Consider the following 25,796-nt stretch of genomic DNA (forward strand, 5'->3'; position numbering starts at 1 on the left):
CGCCTCACTCGCCAGGAACGGGGGTCGGTCAGATCAGGGCGTCGAGGTCCAGCGCAGCCAGTTCGGCCGCCTCCAGCTCCTCCAGAGCTGCCAGAACCTCCTCGCCGAAGGCGGCTGCCTCGTCGGAACGGACGCCTTGGACGTCGTAGGCATCGAGATTGGGGAGTCGCATTGTTGGTTCCTCTCGGGCGTGTTCGTGCAGTTCAGGCGTGCGCAAAACGTTTTGCGCACGGATTGAGCGAGTGCTTCACGCGGCCAATCCGTGTGCGGTGGCCAACCTCCTGGCGGACTTCTTACCCACGTCCCGGAGCTGCGGGATGGCGCGGCGGGTGGTCTGGAGGTGGGCGGCCACCTCGTCGTCGGTGGCGCGCTCCATGCGGATGCCGTAAAAGGCCCGCAGCGCGTATGACTGACGTGAGGCGATCTGGTCCAGCAGCCAGTGCGCCAGCTCGCGACGCTCCGTGGGGTCGGTGAAGTCGCTCGCCGGGTCGGGGATGGTCTCGGCGCGGGTCACGCCCTCTTCACCGCTCATCCCGGGCACCGGAGCGTCCAGGGACTCCATACCCTGAATCGCCTCCAGCACCGCGAAGAACCGCTCACGGCTGATGTCGTAGCGCGCGTGCGCCAGGAGGGCGGCAGCCTCTGCGTTGCCCGCGTGCTCTCCGAGGCAACGCTTCACGCGGAGTACGGTCGTGGCGTCGACGCTGAGGCCCGAACGCATCCGGATCCACTCCTCCTCCACCGCGCGGCGCATGGCCCGGTAGGCGTACGTCGAGAGCGCCGTGTCGGCCGACGTGTCGTAGCTCCGGATGTGCTGGACGAGCGACGCTCGCGCCTCCTGCGTCAGGTCGGCCACGTCGTCGCGGCTGGCGTCCCGGGCCACGGAGCGGATGATGCCCGCGATCACTGCGTCATGCGCGCTGACGATCTGCCACATGGCATCCGAGTCGCCATCCTGGGCAGCGGCGATCATGTCAACGGTGACGTTGGCCGTGAGGTTCATGTGTGCTCCTCGTGTCGTGTACCGGGGTTATGGGGCGGAGGGCGGTGGATATCTGGGTCTATTTCTGTGGCCTGGATCACACTATGAGCGAGTGTTTCGCGTGACTGGAGACGACGAAGCCCCCGTCCCTCGTCCGGAACGGGGGCCGCCACGCAGGTCCGCCACGCGCAAAACGTTTTGCGCACGGATCCGTCAGCCGGGGATGTCCTTGATCGGTATGCAGAGTGCTTCGGCAACGCTCACGTCAGCCACGGCAGCCGGGCACGCTTCCCAACCGTCGAGCCGGTACAGCTCGGTGACGTCGGCCCAGACGATGCCGGCTGCCGTGGTGGGGGCCCATCCCATGAGGCCCGCCAGTTCAGCCAGGTCGCCTCTCTCGCTCGGCGTCCTCTGCGGCCCAGTCAGGATGATCAATGTCTCCCCCGTAGGAATTCGTCAGCGGGGCCTGGCCTTCCCATCGGGAGAGTGCGCGATCCAGAGCCGCCGTCACGCCCATCACGTAGGCGAGTGCGTGTGTGATGTAGGTGGTGCCTATGTCGTGCTCGCGGTGCATTCGAAGACGGGCACCGTCTAGCGCGGTGTCCTCAGTGGGGCGGGATGGCTCCCTCGTGGCCTGACGGCCTGTCCCGTCAGGGTCGGCATGGGGCCGACGCGATGGCAGATAGAGCGTGTCGCCGCAAGCGATGACCATCTGTTCCAGCTCGTCGACCGCATCCTTAAGACGCGTTACCAGATGAGACAGTTGGTGTCCGTCTGTGGCGTGATTTGGACTGTAGGTCACTGCACCTCCACGGGCAACGGCCGTGTGGCCTATAGGGTGTCTTGGTTACCGGTAGTAAGTACCGTTATGCCGGAATCTGCGTGACGGTGCGTTAATACAGCCGTCGGAGTCCGTGGCGCCCCACCTGCGGTTATGTCGCGCGACACAAATGAATCTTCAATCTTTTTCGTTACGTAGTCGTGACACAATTTCACAGGTTCTCCGCACTTGGCGCACCGTCGAAGCACCGCTGAGTAGGCGAGCGGTAGCGATCAGTCACCGCTTCGACTGGCTAGGGAGGTTAGCCAAACCTCCGCTGGTTGGGCCGACTTCCCCTGGTTACAGGGCCGACAAGCGGGGGCGAGGTTCCACAACTCGTGGACCCCGCCCGCCGCAAGCGGAATCACGTGGTCGACCTCGCATACAACCTTCGGCCCCAGTGGTGCGTCGCAGTAGGTACAAGACCACCAGTCCAGTTCTTCCCACGCCCGCAGGATCTCCGCCTGTGACGGACCGTGAGGAGGATCCGGAGAGCGGAGGGGCGGATGCGGCTGAAGTCGACTTACAGTTCGCGCCGTGACGATGAAAGTTTCCGCCATAGCGCGAACAGGTTTAACGGGCCTGATCGGTGTTGGCGGCGCCGGTCGGACAACGGCCCTCATGCGCGCGCCAGCTCGGCGGCGCGGGCAGCCTCGGGGTGCGCCGCGTACCACTCGTCGTTCGCCATCATGGTCTCCGCGTCCTTCATGTAGCCGGACCCCCAGGAGTAGCCGCTGACGGCGTCCGTCAGGTCCGCGTCCAGCGGGACGCCGAAGAAATCCATGCTCATCGTCTTCGCGATCTCAGCCGCCACGTCCTCCGCCACGTCCTCCGGAGCGGAGGCCAAGACCTCGTCATGAATCGGGAGAAGCAGGTACTCCGTCAACCCCTTGTCGTCCATGTCCAGCAGTGCCTGACAGAGGACGTCGCGCGCCGTCGACTGGACCATGTAATTGGTAGCCGCGTACACCCGATCCCGATCCAGAGGCAGGCGCCGGCCGACGGGCGTGCGGACGACGAAACCACGCGCCCGTGCCTCGCGCTGGAGGTGGTTGGAGTACCGCTTGATGCCCCGGTACGTGCGGTCGTACGCCGCGATGGCTTTCTTGACGTCGGGGAGCGGAGCGCCAGTCTGCCGCGACAGAGTCAGCGCTCCTCCCCCGTAGACCTTGCCGAACCCAACGCCCTTGCACAGCTTTCGGTGAAAGCTCGTGTAGTCCGGTCCGTAGATCAGTTCCGCCGTGAAACCGTGGAGGTCACGGCCGTCCGCGATGGCCTGTTTCATGACGGGCTCATCCGCCAGCGCCGCGAGAACGCGCATTTCAACCGCGGAGTAGTCCACGGAGATGACGCGGTGTCCCTCGTCGGCCAGCAGCGCGCGGCGGATCGTCCAGTCCCCCGACGGAAGCTGCTGGAGCGGCGGCCCGGATATGGACATGCGCGCCGTTCGAGCCTGGAGGCTGTTCACGTTGCAGTGGATCCGCCCGTCGGCGTCCAGGCCGTCGCGCATAGCCACGCCGTACGACGTCCGCCACTTCCCCGCACGCTTGGCGTGGAGAACGGCGTCCGCGAGCGGATTGGGTGTGCGGGTCCCGCGCGGCTGCCACTTGGTGTCGAGGTCGGCCAGGTCCAACAAGATGGCCTTGTCGACCTTCAGCGCACCGGACGGCGTCTTCTCCGTCAGCGTCTCGCCCATGCCGACGAGTGCCGCGGAAACCTGCGCCGTGGCATTGACCGACGTCACGCCGTACTGAGCGGCCTTAGCGGTGTGCCGCTCCGCCTCCTCCTCCAGCCGGCCGACGAGGGCACGCACGTAGTCCTGGTCCACCCGCATCCCGCGGCGCATCATCTTGCAGCAGATCGTCATCACGCGGTGCTCGAAGTTAACGAGCTGCTGAGAGACGCCCACCTTGCGGAGCTGCTGCTCCAGGACGGGCAGGAGACGGGAGGCGAGAATGACATCAAGCCCCGCGTACTGGAGGTACGTCGGGTGGTTGATGTCGATCGCTCGCCACCCCGTCGCCTTGGTCTCGCCGATGCTGCGGAAGACGGCCGTCAGGTCCGCCTGCGTGTCCGGCGCTGCCGGGTCCACATGCAGCGCGGACAGTTCCTTCAACCCCAGCCCGGTGCCGCCTTCCTGCTTCAGTCGGGGATCGAAGAGGTGGGCGAGGATTTTGGAGTCGGTGACGCGTGGAGCCAGCTCCTCCAGCGGCATGGAGAGGTGGCGATCCAGAACGAGCAGATCGAATGCAGCGTTGTGTACGACGAGCTTCGGGAGCCGCGTGAGTGCCCAGCGTGCCGCCTCCGCCATCTCCGGACGGCCTTCGACCTGGAGGACGTAGGCGTCAATGGCGTTGCCGAGCTGGACGGTCCGGAGGCCGTACGTCGGGCTGTAGATGTCCAGTCCCGTGGTCTCCGTGTCCAGCGCCGCCATCAGGCCGTTGCGCGCCTGGTGCTCCACGAACGCCCGGAACTCGCGCAGGTCCGCGGAGGTCTCCGGGACGTAGGTCATCGTCTCGTCGCCGTCGATGGTGTACGGGAAGTGCTTCACGTGACGTGCCTCCAGTTCTTCCCGCTCTTGATGTGCGCCACCGTTCCGGTGTTGACGCCGTACTTCGCCGCAAGCGCGGACAATGACGCGCCGTTCGCGAGCGCTGCCTTGATCTGCCGAACTTTGTCCGCCGTCAGACGTACTCGGCCGTTCCGCTCCCCTCTGATTTCGGTACCGTGCGCTGCCCGGTGCGACAGGTTCTCTGACTGACTAACCCACTTGAGATTGCGAAGCCTGTTGTCCCGCGGATTTCCGTTCAAGTGAGCGCCGTACGGAGCGTCGTCAGGGGCTTGCCCTACGAAGGCCCGGAGTACAAGCCGGTGTACGGATTGCGCGACCCGCTTGCGATCTCGCATGAGAATCACGCGGCTATACCCCCGCGAGCAGACACCGGGACGCAGAACCTTTCCGCGCTTGCCGAAGACTCTCCCGGCGTCGCTCACGAAGTACCCTGGGAACCCCTCCACCTCCCGCCACTGTTCGTTCATCACGCCCCCCGTTGCTGACCAAAGATGTCTGAATTACCGTCGGTGAGCGGCCCGTCGTCCTGTCGCTGCTCTGCTGCTTTCTCCGCGTCGGTCTTCAGCCGGATTCCTTGGAACCCCCACCGACCGCCGACCTTCTTCTTCGGGAATCCGCGGGCTTCAACCTCTACGCCGAGACTCCAGCCTGAAAGCTGTTCCTTGCGTGACATCCCCGCGTCTTCACACCACTCCGCGTACGCGCGACGGAGTTGCATCGGAGCAATCCGCGCGCCCGGTTCCTGGACTAGACACGCCTCTAGCCATTCCTGAAGCCGATCCTCAGACTCCCGGTAATCGGCGGTGTCCTGCTGAACCGCTGACGGCTCCTGAAGCCCGCTCGCGTACCACTCCACGGCGCCGCGAACTGCCCACGCCAACACGCCTTCGGCCTCCGCCTTCAGCTTCGCGGGAAGCTCGGGGTCGGCGTTCTTACCGCGGAACGTTGCTTCCCACGACACAAGCTTCACGCGACGCCAGGTGCCGAAGTCGGCGCTCATGATTGCCGGTCGGTAGTTCCCCGCGATCTGGAGAAGGAACGTCGGAGTGAACGTGAAGGGGTTCGAGTGCAGTCGCCGCGCGGTGACCGGGTCCCCTCCCGTAATTTGCTTGATCAACGCGTCGGCGAGACGGCTGTACCGCTCCGTCTCGGAGCAGAACACCAAGCGCGCACCATAGAGGTCCGCCAATTCCGGGTTTGCTTGCCCAACCGCCGTTCGCTGCTCGAAGACGGACACCTGAGCTGACTTCGTAACACCGCGGAAGACGTGGGTCAGGACGTCCAGGAATACTGATTTCCCGTTAGCTCCGGCCCCGTGATGAAACACAAACATCTGCTCGGCGGTGCTACCTGTTATGCCGTACCCGACGATGCGCCGGATGTAATCCACCATCTCCGGGTGGTTCGGGAACACCTCCACAAGGAATCGATCCCAGCGCGGGGAGAGGGCACCGGGTCTGTAATCCGGCTCCACCATCCTGGTAATTAGGTCAGCCGGGTCGTGGGGCTTCAGTTCGCCCGTCCGCAAGTTGACCGTTCCGTTCCCAACAGACAGCAGTTCCGGAGAGCGGTCGAAATCGTTAGCCGTCGCCGGGACGCCGGGCACACTCGGAAGCTCCTTCAGAATGCCTTCGATGTGGCGGTTGGTCAGCGCTTTAAGAGCTAGGCGACGCTCGTAATCATCGCCCCCTGCGATCATCTCCGCGCCCATCCGGTGCAGCGCCTCACGAACCGTCGCGTCTCCAGAAACCCAGATCTTCCCGTTCCAGACGAGGAAGCCAAGCCCCTTGGCGTACCTCACTCCCCCGCCCTGCCGTCGCATGTAGTCACGGAGGCGGACAGCCAATCCCACGTCGGTGGAGTCGAACATCTCGCGCGCGCTCTGGCTCATGGACTGGAGCGCGGCATCCGTGGCGGGGATGTCCGGTTCCGTCGACGGCTCAGGGGCGGGCTTGGGCGTCTCCAGCTCGACCACGACGGCTGCACGCACGGCTGCGTGGAGCTGGCCCGGGAACGCCTCCGGATCCCGCTCCCTCCAGTCCGTGAGGTCGTCACCCTCGTGCGGGATCTCCAGGCGCCGCACCATGACGCCCGCCTTGACGAGCGCGACGGCCAATGAGTCCGTGAACCCCGCGCCGGCCCGGTCCCTGTCGCCGCACAGGACGACGTCCATGTCTCGAAGCCCGTCGGCCAATTCGGCAACAAGAGCCGCGTTACGAGAAAGACCGGCCCCGCGGACCGCGATCGCGGTGTACCCCGCTCCTACGGCCGTCAGTGCATCCGACGGACCTTCGCACACCAACGCCGTATCGAATCCGGATCCCGGCTGCATTACCGAGTACTTCGCCCACGCCTTCCCAGGAACGTTGGTCAGCGACATCCACCGAGCGGGGCACTTACCCCCCAGATCCCTTCCTTGCAGTCCCCTCACCACACCGTCGAAGCCTGAAAACGGCACAGTCAGACGAGGGTGCCGGGTGAACCCTCTCGACAACCACGGCTGAGCCCGGTCACCTGGCGGGGCGTACCCGATCTCTAGATCCTGGGCTTGCTCCAGCGTCAGGCCGAAACGTCGCTCCAGATACCCTATGGCCTTCGGGGACGTCGCGAGGGCGCCAGCAGTCTCGTCGACGAACACGCGAAGCCCCGCCACCTCTGCGGGTCCCACCGTCTCCGGCGCCGCAGATCTGACCATGCGTGCACCGGCTCCATCGACGTCGAACAGATCGGCCGCTGTCACGCCTAGACGCCCCAGCCCCTCCATAACCCTCGATTGCGGGCACCCTGCGCGACACACAACGAGTGCCTGTCCGTTGTCCTTGAGGGTGATCTTCATCGACGGGTTGGAATCGCGGTGCGCGGGGCACGGCACGACCACGCCGTCCGCCTCGTCCACGCGAGCGGAGAACCTGGACACCAGCTCGTCGAACCTCACAGGGACTCCCTTCGCCCCTTGCCCGTGACCAGAAGGCTCACGAGGCTTTGGCTGACGTCGTACTCCGCAGCTAGATCGCGCTGGAAGATTCCTCCGGCCGCGTACCTATCCCGGATCTCTCGCACCTGATCGTCAGAGAGCTTCGACGCGTAATGCGACTCTCCGGACGGCACTGTCCCGTGTCGTATGGCGTCGGCCATGTTCTCCTTCTGCGTTCCTGCCGCCAGGTTCGACAGCCGGTTATTGAGCGAGTCACCGTCGATATGGCGGATCAACGCGCCTGCGGGGATGGACCCGTAGAAGGCGGAGTACACCGCGCGGTGCCACGCAATACGCCAACTGGAGTGGTCATCACGGTGCAGCATCAGGACTTGGTACTGCATCCCTCGGTTCGTGGTGTGAACTGTGGGCTTCCGCGGCCCCTTCGGGCTGAAGATGCTCCCCTCGCTGTTCGCGATGTACTTGCCTCCGGTCCCTGGTACCGGCGCAAAGCTGATCCCGCCCATGTCTCCCCTCTCAGTGCATGCCGAAGGGGCGCCTCTGGAGAGACGCCCCTTGCGGTTCGGTGTTCGGTTGTTGGCTATTCGTCGTCGCCGACCTCTTCGACGCTGACGATCTCGCCCAGCCAGGACGAGTGTCGGTCCGCGTGCTTGTCCCCGTACGTCAGCGCGCCTTCCACCCAGTCCTCAGGGTCATCCGGCGTGCCGTACACGTCGACGTATCCGACGAACTTGATCCGGGTCTTCACTGGCGTCCACCTCCGTGCTTCTCGTAGTGCGCCTTCCACACCTCAGCCGGCGCGTACGTCTCGGCCAGTGCCTCTGCGTCGCGCAAGCGGTTGACGAGGCGAACGTCAGTGGCGGCGTCGCGCACGTGGTAAGCGGCCGACACGTTGGCCCGGACCCGCTTCACCACCGCCACGCCGAACGGCTGGCCAGCGTTGACGGCCTCCCGGTTCGCCTGCGCGATGTACTCGGGGAGTCGGATGGTCTTCTCCGCCTTCAGCTCCGCGGCGTGAAGGTAGAAGCCGTCCACGTCGCCGATGTCCTTCGCGCCCATCTGCACGTTGCGGTGTGCGCGGGGGTTGTGGTGTTCGCGGAGGAAGGCTGTCCAGGTGGATTCCCATGCGGTGCCGCGTGCCTTACTCGGGTTGGCCATCGCCACCGCCCCGAACCACGTGGACGATGTCGCTCAAGAAGTCACCGATCCCGGGCCAATCCCTCGCAGCCTTGGCCTGTAGGTCGGCGATCACCTGCTTCCGAACCTCCCATTCGATCGCCTCCACGACCCACGCATCCCGGTACGCCTTGTCGCGCCACCGGTCGAAGACCTTCCAGGCTTCCGGCGAGATTTCGTAGTCCTCACCATCGATTTCCATCGTCATCCTCCTTCCACCTCCCTCATCAACTCCTCCGTCAGCCACGGCCACGAGGCATATACACAGCGTGGCTTGTCGAACTCCACGGGCTCCGCGTCGGGGAGCGCGCGGACGACGCGATAGCTGCGCTCCCACGTCGGGCGGTTGGTGAGGGGGCGCGGAGTCGACGACAGAATGCGGGTCATCGCGTCAGCCATGGCCCGCCCTCTCCACTCGGACCCGCCTGCCGTCTTTCACCAGCGTGTCGCCGATACGCGCCACGATGAGGACACCGTCTGGGCCGCGGAACTGGAGGGTGAGCGGCGGTGTGATCCAACTGTCCAGCTCGTAGCCAGTGGGCTTCAGCCACTCCCACGTCTCGCCGGGGCTGCCCGCCATGCGCAACGTGTGCCGCGACGGGTCGTCGGCGTGGGTCTGCGTGGCGAACACGGGTGACGGTCGCGTGGGTGGCTTGCGTCGGCGTCGGAAAAACTTCATGCGACGTCCGACCATGTGGTGTACGCCTTCTGGATCCGGCAGGAAACAACGCCCTGTTTCATTACACGGACGCTCTCCTTCGCCTCGTCGTCCCAGTAGTCGACGTAACCCAGCGACGTGCGCTGTCCGCGAGCAGCACCGATGGTGTTATACGGGCCGTAGTGCTCGGTCTCGGTACCGCCGGTCTCAACCCATCGGCCCTCGTCCCAGTCCCACTTCCCCGCCTTGCTGACGAGGACGACGCGGAACACGTCCTGGTCGTCGCCGACCATGCGGCGCGCCATCAGCTACCACTCCCCGCTGGCCGCCACACCGTGAGGGTCACCTCATGCGGCTCCACCTCGGTGGCCTTGATGGTCGCGCCCTCGTACTCCCACGGATCGGTGTCTTCCTGGTTCTCCGTGAGGCCCTGCGCGTACACGACGGAGTACGCCTTGCCGTCGTCAGGGGCGCGGAAGACGATCTCATGGAGCGACACCCAGCGGCGTTCGTCGATCTGCTCTTCGTGCAGTTGCTCCGCGGCTTTGCCGGGTTCGGCGTCCCACTCGTACGGGATGCCGATGGTTTCCAGCTCTTCGCGGGTGAACTTGCGGGTGGTCACCATCAGAACCGCACCTGCCTGACGTCGAAGTGTGTGCCTTCGCGGAGGAGTTCCGCGATCAGCGCCATGGCGTCCAGCTCCTCGCCGTCGGTGAACGAGTGCTGCACGTCCACGTTGCCCACGCTCTCCGGGTCGTCCTGGACGAACTCCTCCGGGTCACCGTCGTACTCAGTCAGGAAGATGTAGCTCATTTCTCTCCTCTCGGTTCATCACGTGCACGAACGCGCCGCGGACCTTCGCCACGCCGATCGCCTCCCAGTACTTCGAGAAGTCCCGCCGCTCCACGGCCGTCGGCATGACGTAGATCAGGTCGTCCGGGCCGGCGGCGCGGATGTCGCCAAGGGAAGGGGCGTTGGCGTTGTCGATGGTGTGGAAGGCGCCGCTCATGCGGGCTCGTAGGTAGCTTCGAAGATGTCCGGCTTGCACGGGTAGTGCTCGCCCTGGACGCCGCGAATGATCCAGTCGCCCTCGTCGGCACGCATACGGCCCTCAAGAGTCTTGATCGTCATGAAGATGCCTCGCTCATCCTCGCCCGCGTCGCCGAACTGATCGATCGGGACGAAGCGGATGGCCTCCCGAAAGGTGTCCGCGGTGAACTGAACAGCCTCGATCTCGACAGGCTTCTTACGGAAACGCATCGTCATCTCCTCAATACGGCATCGGCTTGCCCGACGGCGTCCGCGTGTCCTGCGGCGGACGTGGCCGGGGCGTGGCGGGCTTGGGTTTCTGGATCTGGCGGGGGCTCACGACGACTACGCCGTTCGCAAAGCGTCGGCCCACGTGGCGCCGAGATCCTGCTTCTCTTGCACACGATTGGCGAAGGCCACGGCGGGGTCTCGATCGCTGAGCGTGGTGGTCTCAGGGACCACGTAGTCGGCCGTCGAACCCTCCAGACCCGCGAGTCGACTCAGCGGGACACCGAGCCGACAAAGCGCCTGCCCGACGACGCACCCCGCCTGTGTGTTGTTGCCGTCCTCGTCGGTGTGGACGTAGTAACAGGAATAGCCGTCTCGCATGTGCTGCGGTGCCTCGTACACGCGGTCCGGATTCTCCGCCACCACCTCACGGATGGCGGCCGTCAACTGCTCTCCGGTGATCTCGACCTTCATTGCCTCTCCCCTTCCGAACGGTGCTCCTACGCACTCAGCCCCCGGACCACGTGGGCGCCGGGGGCGAGGGGTGTGCGGTTAGATGCGGGTGAGGGGGCCGTACGCCTCGATGGCGTGCGCCAACGTGCGACTGTCCTCATCGGGAAACTCGGTCTCGTCGATGTTCATCGTCGCGCGGACCACACCGCTCACCCGACGGAGGCGCCACACGTCGCCGTCTTGGTCCTTGTACTTCGCACCCAAGTCGTACGTCACACCGTCGATGACCTCGACGTCGGCGTCCGTCACGCGCTCCACGCTGTGTGACATGCAGTCGCCGTAGCCGGACACGTTCACGGTGTAGGGGTAGTCGTGGTCGCCCGGGTAGACCGCCACGAGCGGGCCGATCCGACCGGTGCGCGCCCCCGGGCTCTCGTACTCGGGGTCGTTCTCCCGCGTGATCCGGACCATGTCACCGACGACCAGGGGGCGGGGCTCTTCCGCCGGGGCCTCCATGGCGTCCAGCGCGGCGAGGATGGCATCAGCGTCCCCTCGGAAGACAGACAGTCGGTGCTCCTGGTCCCCGTCGGTGCGCAGCGGGTACCGGTGATCGTAGATCGCTCGCGCCACCACATCGCGGCGGGGGTCGGTGGGAACGAGGGTCAGCCGGTCCGCTCCGACCGGGTACTCCTTGCCGTCCGCGTCCTCAACGACGTACCACTTTGAGTAGCCCATATGCGGACCACCCGCGACGGTGGCCGTCTTGTCGTCGTGCTGGACCTTGTCCCCGACCTTGAACGTGTCCGTCATGCTCTCCTCCGTGAATGCCAAGCGAAAGCCCCCGCGTCGTCGTTGCGCGGGGGCTGGTGTGGGGGTGGCCGTTACTCGGTCGGTGCGTCGCCGATGACGACGACGTGTTCGGCACCGATGGTCTGCGGCGAGAGGGTCTTGCGCCCGGAGACGCCCGACTCACGACCCGTCGGCCGAACCTTCAGCTTCGGCACCACTCGGCCGCTGCTCTTGTCGCTCATCGTCTCCAGGACGATGGCCTCTGTGTTCCGTACGCGGTTCCCACGGCGCGTCGGGAATGCGATCAGCCGGCCGGGACGGATCTCCGCTCCGGTGAAGTCGGTCAAAGGCGTCTTGCTCATGTGCTCTCCTCTGTTGCGTCCGTGAGTGCTTTGCGTAGCTCGGCTCTGAGAAAGCCGAACGCGTGGTGTGCTTGCTGTGGGCAGACGCCATTGCCGATACGGGCGATCTGCTCTTCGCGCGTGAGGTCCGGGACGTCGGTCACCCAGCCGTCGGGGAGGCCCATCATCCATTCGCAGAACTTCGGGGCGAGCTTCAATCCACCCCGAGGACCGCGCATCAGCGGGACTGGCGCCTGACGGCCCATGAAGACTTCCCACCGGTACACACAGGCTGCGAACGGCCCCCACCACTCGGCCGGGGTGTGCGGTCCGTCGTCCGCCACGTCGTCCGGGTCGACGTTGAGGAGGAAGACGACCTCGTCTTCCAGCGTCGGCCCGTGGCCACCAGCCTTGCGCTTGTCGGGGTGCTGTGCGCTGCCGTTCGATGCCAGATTCGCCGTCGGGGTCTTGAACAGCTTCTCCGCCTTCTCCCGCGGGAAGAGACGGGCGATGGCCGTCACCAGATCGTCCCCGCCGGATCCCTCTCGGCTCCGCTTGGCGAAGTCAGGCCCGCGGGTTGCGTCACTGACCGTCGGGCTCGGAAGGTGTGGCGTAGCAGAACCACCGGTCGCGATGGTGCGGAGCCCCGATGTCGGAAGCTCGTAGAGACATCCACGCAGCGCTGTACCCGATCTCGTGAAGCGATCGGAGCACCGCGCTTTGTCCCCGATTTCGGAGTGCTCCCACGTTCTCCAGGTAGACGTGTCGGGGTCGTAGAACCCGTATGCCGTCGGCGATGTCGAACCAGATGCCGCTTCGCTCACCCTTGATTCCCTCTCGCTTTCCGGCGTTGCTGATGTCCTGGCAAGGGAAGCCAGCCGTGATGGTGTCGATGCCCTCGCCCAGCAGCGCGCCCCAGTTCTGGTAGCGGACGTCGCCGATGTTGGGGGCGTCCGGGAATCGGTGCGCCATGACCTTGCACGCTGCCCCGTGGACTTCCGCCACGACGGTGACTTTGTCGCCCGTCAGGGCTTCGACCGCGATACCCAGTCCGCCATATCCGGCGCAGAGTTCGAGAATCGGCATGGCGTCACCCGGCGTTGAAGGAGGCGAGGATGAGACCCGCGGGTCCGCGAGACTCCAGCCGCTCGACCATCAGGTTCGAGCCGTCGCGCTTGAAGCCTTCGAAGTCCGGGTCCCAGCGTTTCGAACCGTCGCCACGGCAGAACTCGGTCCCGCTCGTCGCGATCTTCAGCGCTGTCGATTCGTCGCCCGCGCGAACCACGATCGCGTCGTACTCGTCGTAGTCGTGGCGGTCCGTGCGGGACACCAGGTAAAGCGCCATGTTCTCTCCTCCGTGTGCGTAGACTCGTGAGTGCGCCCCGGGCCCCTCCGCCCTCACTGCGGAAGGAACCGGGGCGTTTCTGCGGGGTGGATCAGGCGGCGTCGGCCAGCGTCTTAGTGGCCTCGTAGGCTCCGAGAACCTTCACGACGGGGCGATTGAACGACACGTCGCGGCCCGCCTTGGTGGTGTAGCTGACGTTCTCGATGCTCAGCGTCGCCCGCACCGGGCTGCCCTGGACGCTCACCTTGTCGTCGGCGTCGTACTCACGGCCGGATGCCTTGTCCACGTCCTCCAGGACGGTGTGAAGGGTCTTGACCAGCTCCCAACTTCCCGAGTTGAAGCGGAAGAGGCCCAGGTGCGGAGCGTCGGCGAGCTTGAACTGAATGTCGATGCTGGGCTTCGGCCCGCGACCGCTCTTAGCCTTGTCCTTGCGGTCCTGAAGCAGGGGCGGGCAGCCGCACTTCTGGCCCTTGTCCTCCTCCGGGCTCAGGTACTCCACGCCGTCGCAGTGGTGGACGAGGCCCGTCATGCCGAAGAGCTTCATCGAGGCGTCGATCTTGTCGGAGGACTCGATGACGATCTCAACCGACGACGCGTCGGTCAGCACCTCGATGTTGTCCTCCTTGTCGGTGTCCCACTCGGCCGCCTCGCCACCCATCAGGCGCGAGATCTCGTCGGCCACTACCGGGTCACCGGTGGTGACGCGCCACTCGGACAGCGCTTCCGGCTGCTTCCCGACGAGCCGGCCGGACCGGAAGCGGCCCACGAAGTCGTCGGAGAAGGTGCGCTCCTTGGGCTTGCTGTCGGGGTCGGTCTCCCAGATCTTCCGGATGTTGTTCGCCATATGCGTGAATGCCTCTCGTAGGTGGCGTGTGCTTGAGCGCAGCAAGAGAGGGCAGGTGCCTCGCGTGAGTGACGCGGGGTCCTGCCCTCTTCCTCTGCCTTAGTTATGGGGCGCGGAGGCCCGGAAATCTTGGCCTCGGTCGAAGATCTTTAGTCGGTGCGCAAAACGTTTTGCGCACGCTCCAGCTCGGCGCGGAGCTGCTGAAGCTTCCGCTCATAGTGCTCCACGGCGTCGGCCCCGAAGGCGGCTTCCTCCGCCGCGCGACGTCGGGCGGAGAGCCAGGCGAGACGGTAGCGGTCTGCCATGTCTGCCTCGCGGTCGTACAGGCTCCGGAACATCTCGTAGAGGTCACCCGCATGCTCTCGAAGACGATCGCTCTCCGCCAAGCTCGCCTTCAGCCGCGCGATCTCCGCGTTTCGCGCCTCTACCATCGCGGCCCAGTCAGCCACGGCGCCTCCCGTCATGGTCCCCGACGAACACGGACAGCGACCGCCACTTCTCGCGCATCTCCGCCTGCGTGGCCGCAGACCGGTGCGCACGGCGGCAGGCGTCGACTACGGCGTCTGCCATGTCGTCGAAGCCGTGCTCAAGCACGTACTTCTCCGCCACCTGGCGGGACGCGAATCGAGTCCGCTCGCGGATCTCCACCTTGAAGCCGACGCCGTACACTTCGCGCACCCGGTAGAACCATCCGCCAGGCAGCTCCGGGGCGCCGGCCAGGACGAGCTGTTCCATGGTCATGCGCCACCACCCCGCGCCACACCGAGCATGGCCATCAGCCACGACTGCGCGATCTGCTCGGCGGCCGTCGGCGACCAGCCGCGCCTTTCCAAATCCATCCGCATGCCGTCGGCCGCATCGAAAAATGCGGTCATGACCTCGGCAGCCTGCATGACGTCGAGGCTCAGTTGCCGCGGATCGAACGGATTCTGTGTCATCAGCCCCACTCCTCTTCCGAGTAGTCACGCGCCATCTCTTCGCGGTGCCACTCGCGGACCGCCTCCAGGGCCTCCGCCGTCGTGTCGAACTGGTGCATCCGGTGCGGGCCGAGGACGTAGCTGTAGACCTCCACGGAATTGATGCCGAACGGCTCGCCGTCGCGACGGTCGAAGTAGTTCGTGAAGTGCAGCCCGATGTAGCCCTCGCTGCTCTTACAGTGGCCCACGTCGTCGTTGTCGAAGTAGTGCGTGTACGCCTCATCGAGAAGGCGCTGAAGCTCCTCCAGCTCAGTCGCCTCACGGACGCTGATCATCAGACCCCCTCCAGATACTCAGCCACTCGCGTGACGTCGGCCACCGACGGTGGCTCGGCCCAGTCGGTCTCGCCCAGCAGTTGCACGGCCAGGCGGAAGAGGTCGATGCGGTCGGCGATGCCTTCGGCCTTGGTGGGCTCGCCGATGTCGATCTGTGTCATGAGGTCACCTCCGAGTCGATGAAGTCTGCGGCGTACCACAGGCCAACCGCTTCGTCTTCGGACAGCCCTGACTCAGGACCGATGTTGCGGATCTCCTCCGCCAGCGCATGCGCGTGCTCGTTCAGCAGGTTGGTGACGATCCGCGTCGCCACTGCGGGGCTGTATCCGTAGTCCTTCAGCACGTGTTCCACGACATGCCGCGTGCTCACTCGTCCACCTTCGTCCGGTTCGGGTTGGCCACGGTGGTGGGGGCGTTGAGTGCGTCGTGGAGTAGATCAGCCGCCCACCCATACTCGACGCCGCTCAGGACTTCCTGTGCAGCCTCGGACCACGCATCTGCCCGGCTGTTGAGTTCGGTCAGCACCGCACGAACGCGCTCGATGGTGGCGCTAGTCCGCACAACCTCCGCCCAGTTGTCCTCTCGCTTCAACTGGGCGTAATACAGCTCAGCGCGGAGACGGGCGTTATCGGCACCGAGAGCTTCGGCGGCTACCCGGTATCCACCCATGTCGATGACCTTCTGTTCCGCGTCGGCTGCGCGACCCTGCCAACGCTTGGCCTCGCACTCCCAATATGACTGGACCGATGCTGCCCGTGCGCTGACCTCTTCGTCCGCCACGGACATAGCGGCGTCAGCTTCGGGGTACCACTCGTATGCCCACTCAGGTCCCGCGTCGTAGGCAGCCGCCATCGCAGCCGCGTAACGCTCGCGTCGCTCGTCGCTCACGCCCCTGCCTCCCGTGCGATGTCGTCGATGGACCGGATGAGCGCCGACGTCGACGCCCCGCCGTTTCGGATGTTGGAGCGGATTCGACCGAGGGCATCGCGGAGACGGGCGTTCTCGCCTTGCAGGTCGAATATCCACTGTCCCCGCTGCTGGTGCTTGTCCCAGATGGCACGGTGAGCGGCCTTGGTGGAGTCCAGCTCAGCGCGGAGACGGGCGTTCTCCTCCGTCAGCCGGGCCACCTCTTCGCCTGCCTGTATGCAGTGTTCGTCATGCGCGGTGCGCGCCTCTTCGTCCGCCACGGCCATGACTGCCGTGGTCAGATCGTCCAGGACGTCGGGGTCGAGCTGCCAGTTCGCGCGCAGCGCTGCCGCGTAGCGTTCACGCCGGTCGTCAGGCCCGCATTCACCCACACCGCCCGGGGCGTTACAGCCGGGGCAGTTGTCGGGGCACTCGCGCCGGTCATCGGCGGGGACCACACACCGAGGCGTGCAACCGTCGCCCGCAGGGTGGTTGTGGTACTCCTCGGGTCGTTCGCTCATCCCTCCACCTTCCACAGCGGGCCGAAGGTGTCCACGTACCGCCCGAACGAGTAGCCGCTCGCCACCCCGTTAACTGCGTAGGTCAACACGCCACTTTCGCGCGCGTTGATGGGCATTCTCGTCAGGGTCACGCGGTCCCCCTCCCGATCCACGTACGTCGCGCCCACCTCGTAGGCGGTTCCGTCGTACTCGAACGTCTCGACCGCCGGAGCGGGAGGCTGGTAGTTGGTGAGGTAGCGCTGCTTCCCGACGTACTGGGAACCAGTGTCGTCCTGGACCACCCACCATGCGCCCGCCCCGTCGTTAAACGGACCAGCCAGCAGGGTGACGAACTCGCCGTCGACCGTGACCGTACCGCCCACCTCGAACTCGGGGGCGGGACGCTTCATCGTGCTGCCCAGGGCGGTGCGGTGCTCCGTTCCTCCCTCACGGCGCAGCACGTAGAACGGCTGGTAGGCGCCGTTGAACGGCCCCGCCACGACCACGTACCGCGTGGGGTCGTCGCCTGCCAATACGACGTCATCGGCCTTGAAGATCTCGCTCATGCCGCCACCTCCGGGTCAATCTCGTCCGCTGCTGCGTTGCAGTCGCTCATGTGGTCGTCGGTGTAGTCGCGGAGCCGCTCAGAGTTGCGGATGCGCTCCGCGTTCAGGTGCGACACAGCCCGGTGGTGTGCGTCGATGGCGTCGAGAAGAGCCAGGGAGTGAAAGCCCTCCGGCTCCTCGCACGCAGCGTCGATGATGGCCTGCCGCGCACCCAGTACCTCGGCCAGCGCCACCACCACGTCCCGGCCCATCTCCGGGCAGTCCTCCGCGGCATGGCCGGTGCGCATGGTCTTGCACGACGTGGGCGGGTGCTGGTCGCATGCGTCGCTCACGTCGTCCGTATCGACGAGGCCACACGGTGCGAGCGGACAAGGGCAGGTGGCCTCGATGTGGCCGGGGCCGTCGAAGGATCGTCCAACGTGCATTACGCGGTCACCTCGTCCATCTCCGCCATCAGCGCGCGGACGTCGTCGCGGTCCATGACCACGGTGGCGATCGTCTCGCCCTTCGCGTTGCGGGTCTCCAGGTCGTACCCGTGCGCTCCGCGGGGGCGGATGGTGACCGACGAGCCGTCGGCGGTGTGGATTGTGGTCGAGTGCTTCACGCTTCTGCCCCCTTGGTCTCCGCCACAAGGCGGGTTGTCTCCTCGATGAACTCGATTGCCTTCGCTGCGGTGACCTTCGTGTCCCGGGCGCCGGCCCATGGCGCACCCGTCGACGTCCAGTAGTGCGCGGGGCGGCCCTTCACGGCGCTGACCGACAAGACCCTGTAGTCCGTGTACGTGGGCAGTCCCCACCACGCGTCGGGAATGTGGTCCGGTGTCGTCAGGACGAGTGGTTCGTTCGGCGCGAACACTCCTCGTCCTGTCTGCCGCCACCCGTGTTCTTTCAGCGCCGCCACAACGTCGGCCAGTGTTACGCGTTTCGCCACGTCGGCTCTCCTCTCGTGTGCTCCTACGCCGAAAGCCCCCGGGCCTCAGAGGCTCCGGGGGCTGGCGGTCAGTGGTTGCTCTTCGGCAGGTGGTGCGCCGCAACGCGGCCGTCTGCGTAGTGCACGAACACGTCCGGGTTGTCGCCCATCCACTTGATGAGGGCCGTGGCCGTCTCCACAGGCTCGTCGTAGATGCTCGGGACCTCGCGGCCCCGGTCGTTGCTCCACTGGGCGTACCAGCGGTCCCCGCAGCACGGGCAGTCGCCGTCGCCGTCGAAGTACAGGCCAATGCTCTCGGCCCGCTCGTTGGCCTCGTCCGCGGTGTCCGCTTCCACGATCACGTACTCGGTGATGCCGCGCGCCTCGTCGAAGTCGAAACCGCCACCGGAGTTGTTCTGGTTGAAGGTGAAGAACACGGTGGTCCCCCTCGTCGTTATCGGTGCTCCTACGCCGAAAGCCCCCGGCGCCGAAGCAGACCGGGGGCTGGGGTGTTGCGTGTGTGGTTAGCGCTAGTCGGCGATCTCCTCCGCCATCACCGTCACTCGGAACTGCCGTGCGTCTCCCGGGAACGGGTCGCACTCCTCCACGGTGAACACCGCGGAGTCAGTGCCGACGTCGGCAGGGCGGATGCGGAGCTGCGGACGCTCGCCGTCGGCGTAGTAGCCGTCCATCCACTCCACGAGGGTGTCAAGGGCGATGCCCTGGATCTGCTCAGCGGACATCAGCGACCGTCACACGTCGGGTCCTGCGGGACAACGGCCACGGCCGCGTACTTCTCGTCACCGTGGTACGCCACGTAGACACGGTTGCCGTGGTCGCACTTCGTGCCCAGGTTGCTGAAGCCGTCGGAGCCGTTGACGACGTCCATGGGACCGTTGTTGTTCTGGTGGCTCCGCGGCGCGTCGTGGAAGGGCTCGCTGTACTTGCTGTCGCAGGCCGTTGCGCCACCGACGAGGGCAACTGCCAACGCCGCGGAGGCTACGATCTTCTTCCCGTTCTTCATCTGCTCTCCTCCGTGCATACGTCGAAGCGGGGCGCCACGTCGGACGCCCCGCTGGTGTGAGTGCTTCGCGTTACCGCCGGAACCGCTTGACGACGCTCACCAGGAGATTGACCCCCAGCATGAGCAGGAGCGACGTCCAGTAGCCAGCCGCGACGACCGGAGCCGCCACGGTGTGGACTGCCGCCAGAGCGGCCATGAGGACCAGTGCTTCCAGCGGAAGCATGACCACGCGGACCATGAGCAGTCGAACGGAGGTGTCGAACGCCTCCTTCTCTGCTCGCCGACGGCGCTCCTCCGGAGTCTCGATACGGAACGTCACTCGCTCTCCCCCAACAGGAACCGCGCAACCCGCTCGATGGCGTCGATCTTGTGCGCCAACGTCACGCCGTCCTGATAGCCGCGGGAGTTGGTGGCGAGGGCGTTGACGTGCTCGGTTGCCTTCGCCCACGCCGCTTCGCGCGCGGTAGGCCCTTCGACGGGGAACACCTTGAGTGGATCGATCTCGAACCTGTCGCTCATACGGCTTCCTCTTGCCTGGCCAGGCTCACGGCCTGCACGATGATGGCGGCGCGCAACTCGGCACGCTCCGCCCGAAGGTCGTCGATGGTTGCCCTCAGATCCGCCACTTCCGCGGCGTGCTCCTCGCGCTCTTCCTCCAGCTCTCGATGGAACTCGTGGAGGTCATGACGAGCGGTCAGCAGATCCGCTTTGTAGCGGACGGCGTCGGCCGCGTGACGGTTGCGCTCCTTCTCGGCAGCCGCCTTGTTGTCCAGGTGGTCCGCTGTCTGCTGGCAGTAGGACGCAGCAGCCCGACGCCAGCCGTCGCGCTGCTGCTCGGCGACTTCGGCGCGGGCCCGCTCCTTGGAGAAGGCGTCTTCGAGCTGCTGAAGCTCCTCATCGGCGATGGCCATAGTGGTTGTCGTGATGGCCTGTACTTCAGCCTCGTAGAGCCCGTTGTGGTGTTCTCGAAGCGCCGCCGCGTAACGCTCGCGTCGCTCGTCGCTCACGCCGCCCTCCTCTGCGTCCCCGTCTGCTGCTCGCCACCGGAAGCGATGGGCTTGCCGACGACCGCCTTCTTACCATCGCGCTCCCAGTCGAAGACCTGACGGAGCGCCTTGAACGCATCGAAGACTTTCGGGCCGCACTCGACAGGAACGAAGGACCATCCTTCGGGCCTCACGTGGAGAACGGCGCCGCCGGCCAGCTCGGGGACGTCGACCGATTCCCCATCCTCCGCCCGGATGATCCGGTCCGCGTAGCGGTAGGCGCTGAGCTGGAGCGCCACGGAGTCATAGACGGCTTTCGAAGTTTTCCAGTCCAGTACTACGGTCTCCCCGTCGATCCTGGCGATGGCGTCGAAGCTGCCCGCGTACTGGTAGGTGTCGCTCCAGACCGTCTCTTCGAGGTGGATGAACTCGGGCTGCACCTCGTCCAGGAACTCCCGGAACCAGTGCAGATGCGGCTTGACATCGGCGTGGACATACCGCGGGTTGACGCTCTCCCCGCGGGCCAGGCGCTCAAACAGGTCGTGCGCCGCTGACCCCAAGTCGCTCGCGGCCTTCGTCTGCCGTCGGTGGGTGTTTTTCAGATAGTCGATTGCGCCCGCAGGGTCCCGCTGGATCAGCTGGCTGACGATGTCCCAGTTGTCGACGGCCGCCTCCGCCGACACCTTCGCCGCCCAGAAGGTCAGGAAGTCCTTCGGGAGCATGCCAACGATTGACGTCACGCCCGGGACCTTGATCCGAGCGTCGTCCGGGTTGATGTAGAAGCGGCTCCCGCCGCGCTTGAGCGTCTTCACTCCGGCCATCCGGCCTCCCTCGTCGTTGCCTACGAGAGAGTTATGGGGCGGAGCGGGCCGGAAATCTGTGTCCCGTCGAAGATCTTTTCGTCTTCGTCCCGACAGCCGTAGGCAGTGTCAGGCCAGGGTCAAAAATGCAAACTAGACCCCTTTTTCCAAAGGTCCTTAACGCGTGTAGAAGGTTTAGATTTAGGGTCGTAATTTGACCCTTCTGACACGCCGAAGCCCCCGCCAAGACGAGGACGAGGGCCGACGTGGAGGGCGATCAGGCGTCTGACCTGCGAGGTTTCGTGTGTCGACGGAGTACGCGGATGGCGTCCTGGAGGGCGCCTAGCTCCTCGTGCAGTTTGGCCCTCTGCCCGTCGGTCATGGCGTCGTCGATGACGTCTGGTGAGAGCTGGCTCACAATGCTCTTCGCAGCGTTGACGAGGCGGAGGTGATCTGCCGTTGCTTTCACGGGGATTTCGGGGGCCGGCGCGGGCTCGTCGTCCGTTCGCTTCGTCTTCCTCGACTTAGCTGAAGGAACTTTCACAGCCTGCGACGAGACGCGTTCCGCGGTAGCCAGGGCCGACGTCACGGCACGAGCGCCGCGAGCGCGCTCCAAGGGTGACGATGTGTGGAGGTCGAGATCCCGCAGCTCCTCCGGGGACAGCTCGTCTCGCAAGATATTGCCCACGTGGTAGCGGACCGCCTGTTGCATCCTGTCAACAACGTTGGGTCCGATACCCGCAGCCCGGTAGATCTGAGCCACATCCTCACGATATGCCCGCGTCCTGCCCCTCATGTCGTCGTGTTGACGTCGAAGAGCGACGTTGACCACGGCAATGTTGCGCACCAGCATTTCGGGCTTGTGCTCAATCTGCGCGTACTCAGATGCGTATGCCGCTCCACGCGCGATGAGCGCCGCTGTCCCCTCATGTCGAATGTCGTCGACGGTAAGAGTGGGAAGCGGCGCTTCGCCTGTAGTCGGCACTGGCGGTTTGCTCGTCCGACGTCGCTGCACTTCGGCAGGCATGGGGGCGCTCCTGACTGTGGGGCTGTCAGGAGGACCGTACCGCGAGTGTTACGCGGACGCCAGCCAAACTTACGTAAACGGCTTGTTACACACGCCGCACATGATCGGCCCCAGTCCTGCGACGGTACGGCTCACCTGGATCTTTCTCGGCTGAGGTTTGCAGCTACATTCCATGATCAGCCTGTTGTGGCGGCTGGACCTCGTCGGCTCCGGCGCTGCCAGGTACGGGAGCGTCTGTTCGATAGCGGCGGCTAGCGGCTTCAGATGATTCACATAGCGATCCAACGTCGTCGACGGCAGCTCAGCAGCCGCGTATCCCGCAGTCGCGTGTCGGGGTGCGCCGTCGGGCCACGTCAGCCCTACTTCCTTCGCCGCATCGAGGTATTTCTTCGTGTGGTACCCGCCACCGCTCGACGTGTCGTTAACGCCTCGGACCAGATTAAGCAAATGTGCAGCCTCGTGGAGAATGCATGTCACCGTCGACTCGGGACCTCTCCGCAGAATCTCCGCCGGCACAAGCAGGAGGTACATCCCCTCGTCGTCCATCGTCCATCTCTCTTGCCCGTGGGCGAGGACGATGGGTGTGTCGGCGACGCCGATGCGCGCCCGCGGGGCGTCGGGGTGGTGCGTGCGTACGGCCTCCCAGACGGCTGCCAGGGCATCCGTGAGGGGTCCGGGTGTGGTCGGCATCTCCGGACACTACAAGTCCTTGCCTCGCAGGTACAACGCCGGTTATCAGCCCGTGCGCAAAATGTTTTGCGCACGTGTGGCCTGCATCTAAACGCAAAAAGGCCCCTGACCTCCTCACAACTGAGGAAACCAGGGGCCAAAGGTTGAACTGTGAACTACATCACTTACTGTCGGTAGGCGTCACCTTGGAGCGCGCCGACTCGCCAGCGACAACCGTCAGGGCCGTCACGAGGACGCCGGCAATGGCCTCGTCCGTCCGGTGATCGGCGAACGCAGGCACGACAACGCTACACGCGAGAAGCGCGGACACCAGCCACGCGCGCACGCGGACCGGCTCAGTGGTCACCTGGACCACCGCCCACACGTAGAGGCGGGCGCACAGGACGTCGAAGGCGGTCTTGAGTCTCTTCATGCAGTTCCTTTCAGAACGTCGATCGGTTGATCTCGCGGCGGGTTTCGGCGTGGTTGATGCGCTCCCACATCCACTCAACGCCTTCGTGGAAGTAGGCGAGGTTGCCGGTGTTTCGGATCACGTAGTCCGCGTCGTCCTCCGTCAGCCGCTCCGACGGGTGGTCGAGCTGGGGCACACCAGGGCGATCGATGTAGACGAGGTGCCATCCGCGAGCCTTCAGCGCTGCCACCTCGTTGGGGTACCTAACGTCGGTGATCACACACGGCAGCCCGGTCCGCTCGCTGGCCTCGTCCGCGGTCTTCAGCGCCTGGCGGAGCCAGAAGTCCGGGTCAAGCTCGCGGATGGCAGAGCCAAGATTCTGAAGGATGCGGCGGACTTCGGGGTACTCGTCCTTAGCGCGGTCCCAACTGTTCGGACCGGCTACTTTGTCGGAGAGCCGCCGCGCAAACGTCGGCCAGTCGTTCAACGTGATGTACGGATCGATCTTCCACGCTGCTTCACGGAGCGGGTCCGCGAACGCCACCCGGTTGTACCCGCGGTTCTCCACGAGCCACCGGCCGGCAGTGTCCTTGCCCGATCGCGCACGGCCCAGGATCCCGATGTTCGGCATACCCTCTCCCCTCGTCGGCGTCTACGAGGGGGTTATGGGGCAGGGAAGGCCAGACATCTTGGGTCAGTCTTCAGAATGTGGCTGATCGCGCAACAGCACGTGTTCCGCGGTGTGCGACGTCTGCCAGTCGCGCAGCTCGTGCACGTCGGCGCGAAGGTCGTCGATGCGGGCATGCACGCCGCTGGCAAACGCGTCCATGGCATCCCGCGTGGCAGCCCCCTCCGCCTCCACAGCGCCACGTGTGCGCCGTAGAAGAGAGGGAACGAGCGCAGTAATCAGCGTCGCCACGATCAGTGCGACGGCGCCGACGATGGCGGCAGCAACTTCAGGGCTCACGGCGTCACGCCTTCACCTTGAAGCCGTGCTTGGCACCCAGCTTCTCCAGAGAGGACTTCCCGGGGATGCCGTCGGCCGCCGAGCCGGTGTACCCACACTTGCGCTGCCACTTCGCGTACGCCGTGACGGTCAAGCTGCCGAACGAGCCGTCGGCCGCGTAGGTGGCCGAGAGCAGTCCTTCAGCCTTCAGCGCCGCTTCCACGATCTTCACGTCAGCGGCGTGCGTGGTCTTGCCCTGAGCGGCCTTGGGGTCGCGCTTCGCAGCGTCGATGACGTTGGAAAGGTCCACGGTCTTCGTCGAGGGAGCCGGCGAAGGCTTCGATGGGGGCGGAGTGCTGCCGCCCTTCGGGGCCGCCTTGAAGAGCGCAGCCGGCGAGATGGCGCCGGGGTCTCCGTGGTCGTTGCCGGGAACGTTCGCGTGGCAGTAGTGGCCGCCCTTCGTGGCCCAGGTGTGGCGGTCCCGCCGCGAGCTGCCTGGGTACTTGGGAGGGTTGCCCATCGGGAACACGTCGGGGACGCCCCACGAGCGGATGGCGGCCATCAGCGCCTTGAAGTTCTTCCCAGGCTTCCAGGTGTCCGTGAACGGGTGCGCGGCTCGGCCCAGAACCTCGATCTGAATGCACACGCGACCAGTGCGGTTCGTCCGCGTCACGCCGTCGTTCTTCAGCGCCCGCGCGCTCTGGCTGAGCGGCCCGAACTGGCCGATGCGATCCGTCCGCGGGTCGTAGATGATGTGCGGCTCGGCGCCGATCTGACGCAGGTAGCGCTCGACAGCGTTGAACGCAGCGTCCCCGTCCCCGCTCTCCGTGGTGTGCCAGACGACGCGCGGCGGGTTGCTCGGACTGTCCATAGCGCCGCCGATAGAGCCGTCTCCCAGCCGCTCAGCGCCCGAAATCCAGTCGGTCCCCATATTCCCTCCAAGGCATAGAAAAAGGCCCGCAGAGGGGCCGTGGTGAGTTCGTGCGCGAGTCTTAGACGAGGCTGTAACGCCAGGCGATGCTGATCCAGTGGAGACCGCCGGTCGTCCCGTCCGCCTCCGGTGGAATGCGCGCGATGAGGCTGCCGTCGGAGCGGAGTTCCAGGCGGCAGTAATAGGTACCCGCGCCGATCTCGACGGCCTGTGTCCAGTACTCCGTGGATGACGGGCGGACGGCCGTCGGGAGTGTGGCAAGGAGCCAGTCAGCGGCGTTGGAGTACGTGAACCGCCCGCCGTTCGTGCGGTTCACTCGGCCGCGAAGCTGGACGTCACCATTGACGCTGCGATAGCCGGGGCTTCCTCCGTCGGCTCCGATACCGGAAGCGAAGGGAAGTACCTGCCAGGGTCCGGGCGTCAACGTCTGCCAAGTGTTGTTCGCCATGCGTACGTCGTAGCGGTCTTCGGCGAGGAGATAGGTAATCATCCCGGGCACGGGGGCGGACGACCCCGTTAGCGCAGCAGCTCTCGCGTTGGCGTTGGCGAAACGCATCACGGTGCGCCCAACAATGCCGTTGACTATGCCGCCAAGAGCCGTTTCGATGTCGGGGACATCAGAGAGAGCCGGGTATTGAACTCCTTGGCCCCACAAATCGTTTTTAGGCATGCGTCCTCCACCCCGCAACGGTCCCG

At 65.5% G+C, this 25,796-nt stretch carries 52 protein-coding genes; all 52 read right to left on the reverse strand.

Annotation, left to right across the window (positions count from 1 at the left end; genetic code table 11):
- Window positions 1-28: 28 nt before the first annotated feature.
- The 52 genes from KHP12_RS19755 to KHP12_RS20005 all read right to left on the reverse strand — a co-directional run bounded on the left by KHP12_RS19755 (window position 29) and on the right by KHP12_RS20005 (window position 25,770).
- Window positions 29-172, reverse strand: coding sequence for a hypothetical protein (locus KHP12_RS19755; RefSeq protein WP_211833244.1), 144 nt, complete (start codon window positions 170-172; stop codon window positions 29-31).
- Window positions 173-247: 75 nt separating this feature from the next.
- Complete coding sequence (locus KHP12_RS19760) at window positions 248-1,003, reverse strand: sigma factor (protein ID WP_211833245.1); 756 nt, start codon at window positions 1,001-1,003, stop codon at window positions 248-250.
- A 192-nt stretch (window positions 1,004-1,195) separates the two neighbouring features.
- On the reverse strand, window positions 1,196-1,417 hold the full coding sequence (locus KHP12_RS19765; RefSeq protein WP_211833246.1) for a hypothetical protein: 222 nt from the start codon (window positions 1,415-1,417) through the stop codon (window positions 1,196-1,198).
- Entirely contained in the window at window positions 1,362-1,784 is a 423-nt protein-coding gene (locus KHP12_RS53815) for a DUF7169 domain-containing protein (RefSeq protein WP_425574703.1), read from the reverse strand. Before KHP12_RS53815 ends, KHP12_RS19765 begins: the two co-directional genes overlap by 56 nt.
- 251 nt (window positions 1,785-2,035) lie before the next feature.
- Window positions 2,036-2,425 carry an HNH endonuclease gene (locus tag KHP12_RS53425; RefSeq protein WP_372455208.1) on the reverse strand — a complete coding sequence of 130 codons (390 nt, stop codon included), beginning with the start codon at window positions 2,423-2,425 and terminating at the stop codon, window positions 2,036-2,038.
- Window positions 2,422-4,353, reverse strand: a complete 1,932-nt coding sequence (locus tag KHP12_RS19775) for a DNA polymerase (RefSeq protein ID WP_308289464.1) — start codon at window positions 4,351-4,353, stop codon at window positions 2,422-2,424. The genes KHP12_RS53425 and KHP12_RS19775 overlap by 4 nt, the downstream gene beginning before the upstream one ends.
- Complete coding sequence (locus KHP12_RS19780; RefSeq protein ID WP_211833248.1) at window positions 4,350-4,841, reverse strand: HNH endonuclease; 492 nt, start codon at window positions 4,839-4,841, stop codon at window positions 4,350-4,352. Before KHP12_RS19780 ends, KHP12_RS19775 begins: the two co-directional genes overlap by 4 nt.
- The gene (locus tag KHP12_RS19785) at window positions 4,841-7,309 is read right to left on the reverse strand and encodes a phage/plasmid primase, P4 family (protein ID WP_211833249.1); all 2,469 of its coding nucleotides are present in this window, start codon (window positions 7,307-7,309) and stop codon (window positions 4,841-4,843) included. Before KHP12_RS19785 ends, KHP12_RS19780 begins: the two co-directional genes overlap by 1 nt.
- A complete protein-coding gene (locus tag KHP12_RS19790; RefSeq protein ID WP_211833250.1) occupies window positions 7,306-7,674 on the reverse strand; it encodes an HNH endonuclease signature motif containing protein in 369 nt (122 codons plus the stop codon). Before KHP12_RS19790 ends, KHP12_RS19785 begins: the two co-directional genes overlap by 4 nt.
- Window positions 7,675-7,889: 215 nt before the next feature.
- The gene (locus KHP12_RS19795) at window positions 7,890-8,057 is read right to left on the reverse strand and encodes a hypothetical protein (protein WP_211833251.1); all 168 of its coding nucleotides are present in this window, start codon (window positions 8,055-8,057) and stop codon (window positions 7,890-7,892) included.
- Window positions 8,054-8,467: a hypothetical protein gene (locus KHP12_RS19800; protein WP_246649115.1), complete on the reverse strand. Its 414-nt coding sequence runs from the start codon at window positions 8,465-8,467 to the stop codon at window positions 8,054-8,056. Before KHP12_RS19800 ends, KHP12_RS19795 begins: the two co-directional genes overlap by 4 nt.
- Window positions 8,451-8,693, reverse strand: coding sequence for a hypothetical protein (locus KHP12_RS19805; RefSeq protein ID WP_211833252.1), 243 nt, complete (start codon window positions 8,691-8,693; stop codon window positions 8,451-8,453). The genes KHP12_RS19800 and KHP12_RS19805 overlap by 17 nt, the downstream gene beginning before the upstream one ends.
- On the reverse strand, window positions 8,690-8,884 hold the full coding sequence (locus KHP12_RS19810; RefSeq protein ID WP_211835027.1) for a hypothetical protein: 195 nt from the start codon (window positions 8,882-8,884) through the stop codon (window positions 8,690-8,692). Before KHP12_RS19810 ends, KHP12_RS19805 begins: the two co-directional genes overlap by 4 nt.
- A complete protein-coding gene (locus KHP12_RS19815) occupies window positions 8,877-9,116 on the reverse strand; it encodes a hypothetical protein (protein ID WP_211833253.1) in 240 nt (79 codons plus the stop codon). The genes KHP12_RS19810 and KHP12_RS19815 overlap by 8 nt, the downstream gene beginning before the upstream one ends.
- A 44-nt stretch (window positions 9,117-9,160) precedes the next feature.
- Window positions 9,161-9,448 (reverse strand): hypothetical protein, encoded by a 288-nt coding sequence (locus KHP12_RS19820; RefSeq protein ID WP_211833254.1) that lies wholly within the window; start codon window positions 9,446-9,448, stop codon window positions 9,161-9,163.
- A complete protein-coding gene (locus tag KHP12_RS19825; protein WP_211833255.1) occupies window positions 9,448-9,768 on the reverse strand; it encodes a hypothetical protein in 321 nt (106 codons plus the stop codon). The genes KHP12_RS19820 and KHP12_RS19825 overlap by 1 nt, the downstream gene beginning before the upstream one ends.
- A complete protein-coding gene (locus KHP12_RS19830) occupies window positions 9,768-9,956 on the reverse strand; it encodes a hypothetical protein (protein WP_211833256.1) in 189 nt (62 codons plus the stop codon). The genes KHP12_RS19825 and KHP12_RS19830 overlap by 1 nt, the downstream gene beginning before the upstream one ends.
- Complete coding sequence (locus KHP12_RS19835) at window positions 9,934-10,152, reverse strand: hypothetical protein (RefSeq protein ID WP_211833257.1); 219 nt, start codon at window positions 10,150-10,152, stop codon at window positions 9,934-9,936. Before KHP12_RS19835 ends, KHP12_RS19830 begins: the two co-directional genes overlap by 23 nt.
- The gene (locus KHP12_RS19840; protein ID WP_246648634.1) at window positions 10,149-10,409 is read right to left on the reverse strand and encodes a hypothetical protein; all 261 of its coding nucleotides are present in this window, start codon (window positions 10,407-10,409) and stop codon (window positions 10,149-10,151) included. The genes KHP12_RS19835 and KHP12_RS19840 overlap by 4 nt, the downstream gene beginning before the upstream one ends.
- Before the next feature lie 108 nt (window positions 10,410-10,517).
- A complete protein-coding gene (locus KHP12_RS19845) occupies window positions 10,518-10,874 on the reverse strand; it encodes a hypothetical protein (protein ID WP_211833258.1) in 357 nt (118 codons plus the stop codon).
- Window positions 10,875-10,952: 78 nt separating this feature from the next.
- Window positions 10,953-11,663 (reverse strand): phiSA1p31-related protein, encoded by a 711-nt coding sequence (locus tag KHP12_RS19850; protein ID WP_211833259.1) that lies wholly within the window; start codon window positions 11,661-11,663, stop codon window positions 10,953-10,955.
- 71 nt (window positions 11,664-11,734) lie between these two features.
- Window positions 11,735-12,004, reverse strand: a complete 270-nt coding sequence (locus KHP12_RS19855; protein ID WP_211833260.1) for a hypothetical protein — start codon at window positions 12,002-12,004, stop codon at window positions 11,735-11,737.
- A complete protein-coding gene (locus KHP12_RS19860) occupies window positions 12,001-12,504 on the reverse strand; it encodes a DNA (cytosine-5-)-methyltransferase (protein ID WP_211833261.1) in 504 nt (167 codons plus the stop codon). Before KHP12_RS19860 ends, KHP12_RS19855 begins: the two co-directional genes overlap by 4 nt.
- Before the next feature lie 61 nt (window positions 12,505-12,565).
- On the reverse strand, window positions 12,566-13,069 hold the full coding sequence (locus KHP12_RS19865; protein WP_211833262.1) for a DNA cytosine methyltransferase: 504 nt from the start codon (window positions 13,067-13,069) through the stop codon (window positions 12,566-12,568).
- A 4-nt stretch (window positions 13,070-13,073) separates the two neighbouring features.
- Window positions 13,074-13,328, reverse strand: coding sequence for a hypothetical protein (locus KHP12_RS19870; RefSeq protein WP_211833263.1), 255 nt, complete (start codon window positions 13,326-13,328; stop codon window positions 13,074-13,076).
- A 91-nt stretch (window positions 13,329-13,419) separates the two neighbouring features.
- Window positions 13,420-14,172: a recombination directionality factor gene (locus KHP12_RS19875; protein ID WP_211833264.1), complete on the reverse strand. Its 753-nt coding sequence runs from the start codon at window positions 14,170-14,172 to the stop codon at window positions 13,420-13,422.
- Window positions 14,173-14,321: 149 nt separating this feature from the next.
- Window positions 14,322-14,621 (reverse strand): hypothetical protein, encoded by a 300-nt coding sequence (locus KHP12_RS19880; RefSeq protein WP_211833265.1) that lies wholly within the window; start codon window positions 14,619-14,621, stop codon window positions 14,322-14,324.
- Window positions 14,614-14,913 carry a hypothetical protein gene (locus KHP12_RS19885; protein WP_211833266.1) on the reverse strand — a complete coding sequence of 100 codons (300 nt, stop codon included), beginning with the start codon at window positions 14,911-14,913 and terminating at the stop codon, window positions 14,614-14,616. Before KHP12_RS19885 ends, KHP12_RS19880 begins: the two co-directional genes overlap by 8 nt.
- The gene (locus KHP12_RS19890) at window positions 14,910-15,110 is read right to left on the reverse strand and encodes a hypothetical protein (protein ID WP_211833267.1); all 201 of its coding nucleotides are present in this window, start codon (window positions 15,108-15,110) and stop codon (window positions 14,910-14,912) included. Before KHP12_RS19890 ends, KHP12_RS19885 begins: the two co-directional genes overlap by 4 nt.
- Window positions 15,110-15,424 carry a hypothetical protein gene (locus KHP12_RS19895; RefSeq protein WP_211833268.1) on the reverse strand — a complete coding sequence of 105 codons (315 nt, stop codon included), beginning with the start codon at window positions 15,422-15,424 and terminating at the stop codon, window positions 15,110-15,112. Before KHP12_RS19895 ends, KHP12_RS19890 begins: the two co-directional genes overlap by 1 nt.
- On the reverse strand, window positions 15,424-15,585 hold the full coding sequence (locus KHP12_RS19900; RefSeq protein ID WP_211833269.1) for a hypothetical protein: 162 nt from the start codon (window positions 15,583-15,585) through the stop codon (window positions 15,424-15,426). The genes KHP12_RS19895 and KHP12_RS19900 overlap by 1 nt, the downstream gene beginning before the upstream one ends.
- Window positions 15,582-15,794 carry a hypothetical protein gene (locus tag KHP12_RS19905; protein ID WP_211833270.1) on the reverse strand — a complete coding sequence of 71 codons (213 nt, stop codon included), beginning with the start codon at window positions 15,792-15,794 and terminating at the stop codon, window positions 15,582-15,584. The genes KHP12_RS19900 and KHP12_RS19905 overlap by 4 nt, the downstream gene beginning before the upstream one ends.
- Window positions 15,791-16,312, reverse strand: a complete 522-nt coding sequence (locus tag KHP12_RS19910) for a hypothetical protein (RefSeq protein ID WP_211833271.1) — start codon at window positions 16,310-16,312, stop codon at window positions 15,791-15,793. The genes KHP12_RS19905 and KHP12_RS19910 overlap by 4 nt, the downstream gene beginning before the upstream one ends.
- The gene (locus tag KHP12_RS19915; protein ID WP_211833272.1) at window positions 16,309-16,851 is read right to left on the reverse strand and encodes a hypothetical protein; all 543 of its coding nucleotides are present in this window, start codon (window positions 16,849-16,851) and stop codon (window positions 16,309-16,311) included. The genes KHP12_RS19910 and KHP12_RS19915 overlap by 4 nt, the downstream gene beginning before the upstream one ends.
- Window positions 16,848-17,396, reverse strand: a complete 549-nt coding sequence (locus KHP12_RS19920; protein WP_211833274.1) for a hypothetical protein — start codon at window positions 17,394-17,396, stop codon at window positions 16,848-16,850. The genes KHP12_RS19915 and KHP12_RS19920 overlap by 4 nt, the downstream gene beginning before the upstream one ends.
- Window positions 17,393-17,728: a hypothetical protein gene (locus KHP12_RS19925; RefSeq protein ID WP_211833276.1), complete on the reverse strand. Its 336-nt coding sequence runs from the start codon at window positions 17,726-17,728 to the stop codon at window positions 17,393-17,395. The genes KHP12_RS19920 and KHP12_RS19925 overlap by 4 nt, the downstream gene beginning before the upstream one ends.
- A 92-nt stretch (window positions 17,729-17,820) precedes the next feature.
- Window positions 17,821-18,000: a hypothetical protein gene (locus KHP12_RS19930; protein ID WP_211833278.1), complete on the reverse strand. Its 180-nt coding sequence runs from the start codon at window positions 17,998-18,000 to the stop codon at window positions 17,821-17,823.
- Window positions 17,997-18,326 carry a hypothetical protein gene (locus KHP12_RS19935; protein ID WP_211833280.1) on the reverse strand — a complete coding sequence of 110 codons (330 nt, stop codon included), beginning with the start codon at window positions 18,324-18,326 and terminating at the stop codon, window positions 17,997-17,999. Before KHP12_RS19935 ends, KHP12_RS19930 begins: the two co-directional genes overlap by 4 nt.
- Window positions 18,327-18,394: 68 nt before the next feature.
- Window positions 18,395-18,742: a DUF7296 family protein gene (locus KHP12_RS19940; protein ID WP_211833282.1), complete on the reverse strand. Its 348-nt coding sequence runs from the start codon at window positions 18,740-18,742 to the stop codon at window positions 18,395-18,397.
- 93 nt (window positions 18,743-18,835) lie between these two features.
- The gene (locus KHP12_RS19945; protein WP_211833284.1) at window positions 18,836-19,048 is read right to left on the reverse strand and encodes a hypothetical protein; all 213 of its coding nucleotides are present in this window, start codon (window positions 19,046-19,048) and stop codon (window positions 18,836-18,838) included.
- A complete protein-coding gene (locus tag KHP12_RS19950; protein WP_246648638.1) occupies window positions 19,048-19,329 on the reverse strand; it encodes a hypothetical protein in 282 nt (93 codons plus the stop codon). The genes KHP12_RS19945 and KHP12_RS19950 overlap by 1 nt, the downstream gene beginning before the upstream one ends.
- A 70-nt stretch (window positions 19,330-19,399) precedes the next feature.
- Window positions 19,400-19,648 (reverse strand): hypothetical protein, encoded by a 249-nt coding sequence (locus tag KHP12_RS19955; protein WP_211835028.1) that lies wholly within the window; start codon window positions 19,646-19,648, stop codon window positions 19,400-19,402.
- Complete coding sequence (locus KHP12_RS19960) at window positions 19,645-19,848, reverse strand: hypothetical protein (protein WP_211833286.1); 204 nt, start codon at window positions 19,846-19,848, stop codon at window positions 19,645-19,647. Before KHP12_RS19960 ends, KHP12_RS19955 begins: the two co-directional genes overlap by 4 nt.
- Window positions 19,845-20,336, reverse strand: coding sequence for a hypothetical protein (locus KHP12_RS19965; protein WP_211833288.1), 492 nt, complete (start codon window positions 20,334-20,336; stop codon window positions 19,845-19,847). Before KHP12_RS19965 ends, KHP12_RS19960 begins: the two co-directional genes overlap by 4 nt.
- A complete protein-coding gene (locus KHP12_RS19970) occupies window positions 20,333-21,136 on the reverse strand; it encodes a PD-(D/E)XK nuclease family protein (protein ID WP_211833290.1) in 804 nt (267 codons plus the stop codon). The genes KHP12_RS19965 and KHP12_RS19970 overlap by 4 nt, the downstream gene beginning before the upstream one ends.
- A gap of 256 nt (window positions 21,137-21,392) precedes the next feature.
- On the reverse strand, window positions 21,393-22,142 hold the full coding sequence (locus KHP12_RS19975) for a hypothetical protein (RefSeq protein ID WP_211833297.1): 750 nt from the start codon (window positions 22,140-22,142) through the stop codon (window positions 21,393-21,395).
- 69 nt (window positions 22,143-22,211) lie between these two features.
- Window positions 22,212-22,832, reverse strand: coding sequence for a hypothetical protein (locus KHP12_RS19980; protein WP_211833299.1), 621 nt, complete (start codon window positions 22,830-22,832; stop codon window positions 22,212-22,214).
- 160 nt (window positions 22,833-22,992) lie between these two features.
- Window positions 22,993-23,244, reverse strand: a complete 252-nt coding sequence (locus KHP12_RS19985; RefSeq protein ID WP_211833301.1) for a hypothetical protein — start codon at window positions 23,242-23,244, stop codon at window positions 22,993-22,995.
- Window positions 23,245-23,254: 10 nt separating this feature from the next.
- Window positions 23,255-23,854, reverse strand: coding sequence for a deoxynucleotide monophosphate kinase family protein (locus KHP12_RS19990; RefSeq protein WP_211833303.1), 600 nt, complete (start codon window positions 23,852-23,854; stop codon window positions 23,255-23,257).
- Between the two features lie 63 nt (window positions 23,855-23,917).
- Complete coding sequence (locus KHP12_RS19995) at window positions 23,918-24,190, reverse strand: hypothetical protein (protein WP_211833305.1); 273 nt, start codon at window positions 24,188-24,190, stop codon at window positions 23,918-23,920.
- 4 nt (window positions 24,191-24,194) lie between these two features.
- Complete coding sequence (locus KHP12_RS20000) at window positions 24,195-25,100, reverse strand: peptidoglycan-binding protein (protein WP_211833307.1); 906 nt, start codon at window positions 25,098-25,100, stop codon at window positions 24,195-24,197.
- A gap of 61 nt (window positions 25,101-25,161) precedes the next feature.
- Window positions 25,162-25,770 (reverse strand): hypothetical protein, encoded by a 609-nt coding sequence (locus KHP12_RS20005; RefSeq protein ID WP_211833309.1) that lies wholly within the window; start codon window positions 25,768-25,770, stop codon window positions 25,162-25,164.
- Window positions 25,771-25,796 lie beyond the last annotated feature (26 nt).

It is taken from the genome of Streptomyces asiaticus, assembly GCF_018138715.1.
Classification (GTDB): domain Bacteria; phylum Actinomycetota; class Actinomycetes; order Streptomycetales; family Streptomycetaceae; genus Streptomyces; species Streptomyces asiaticus.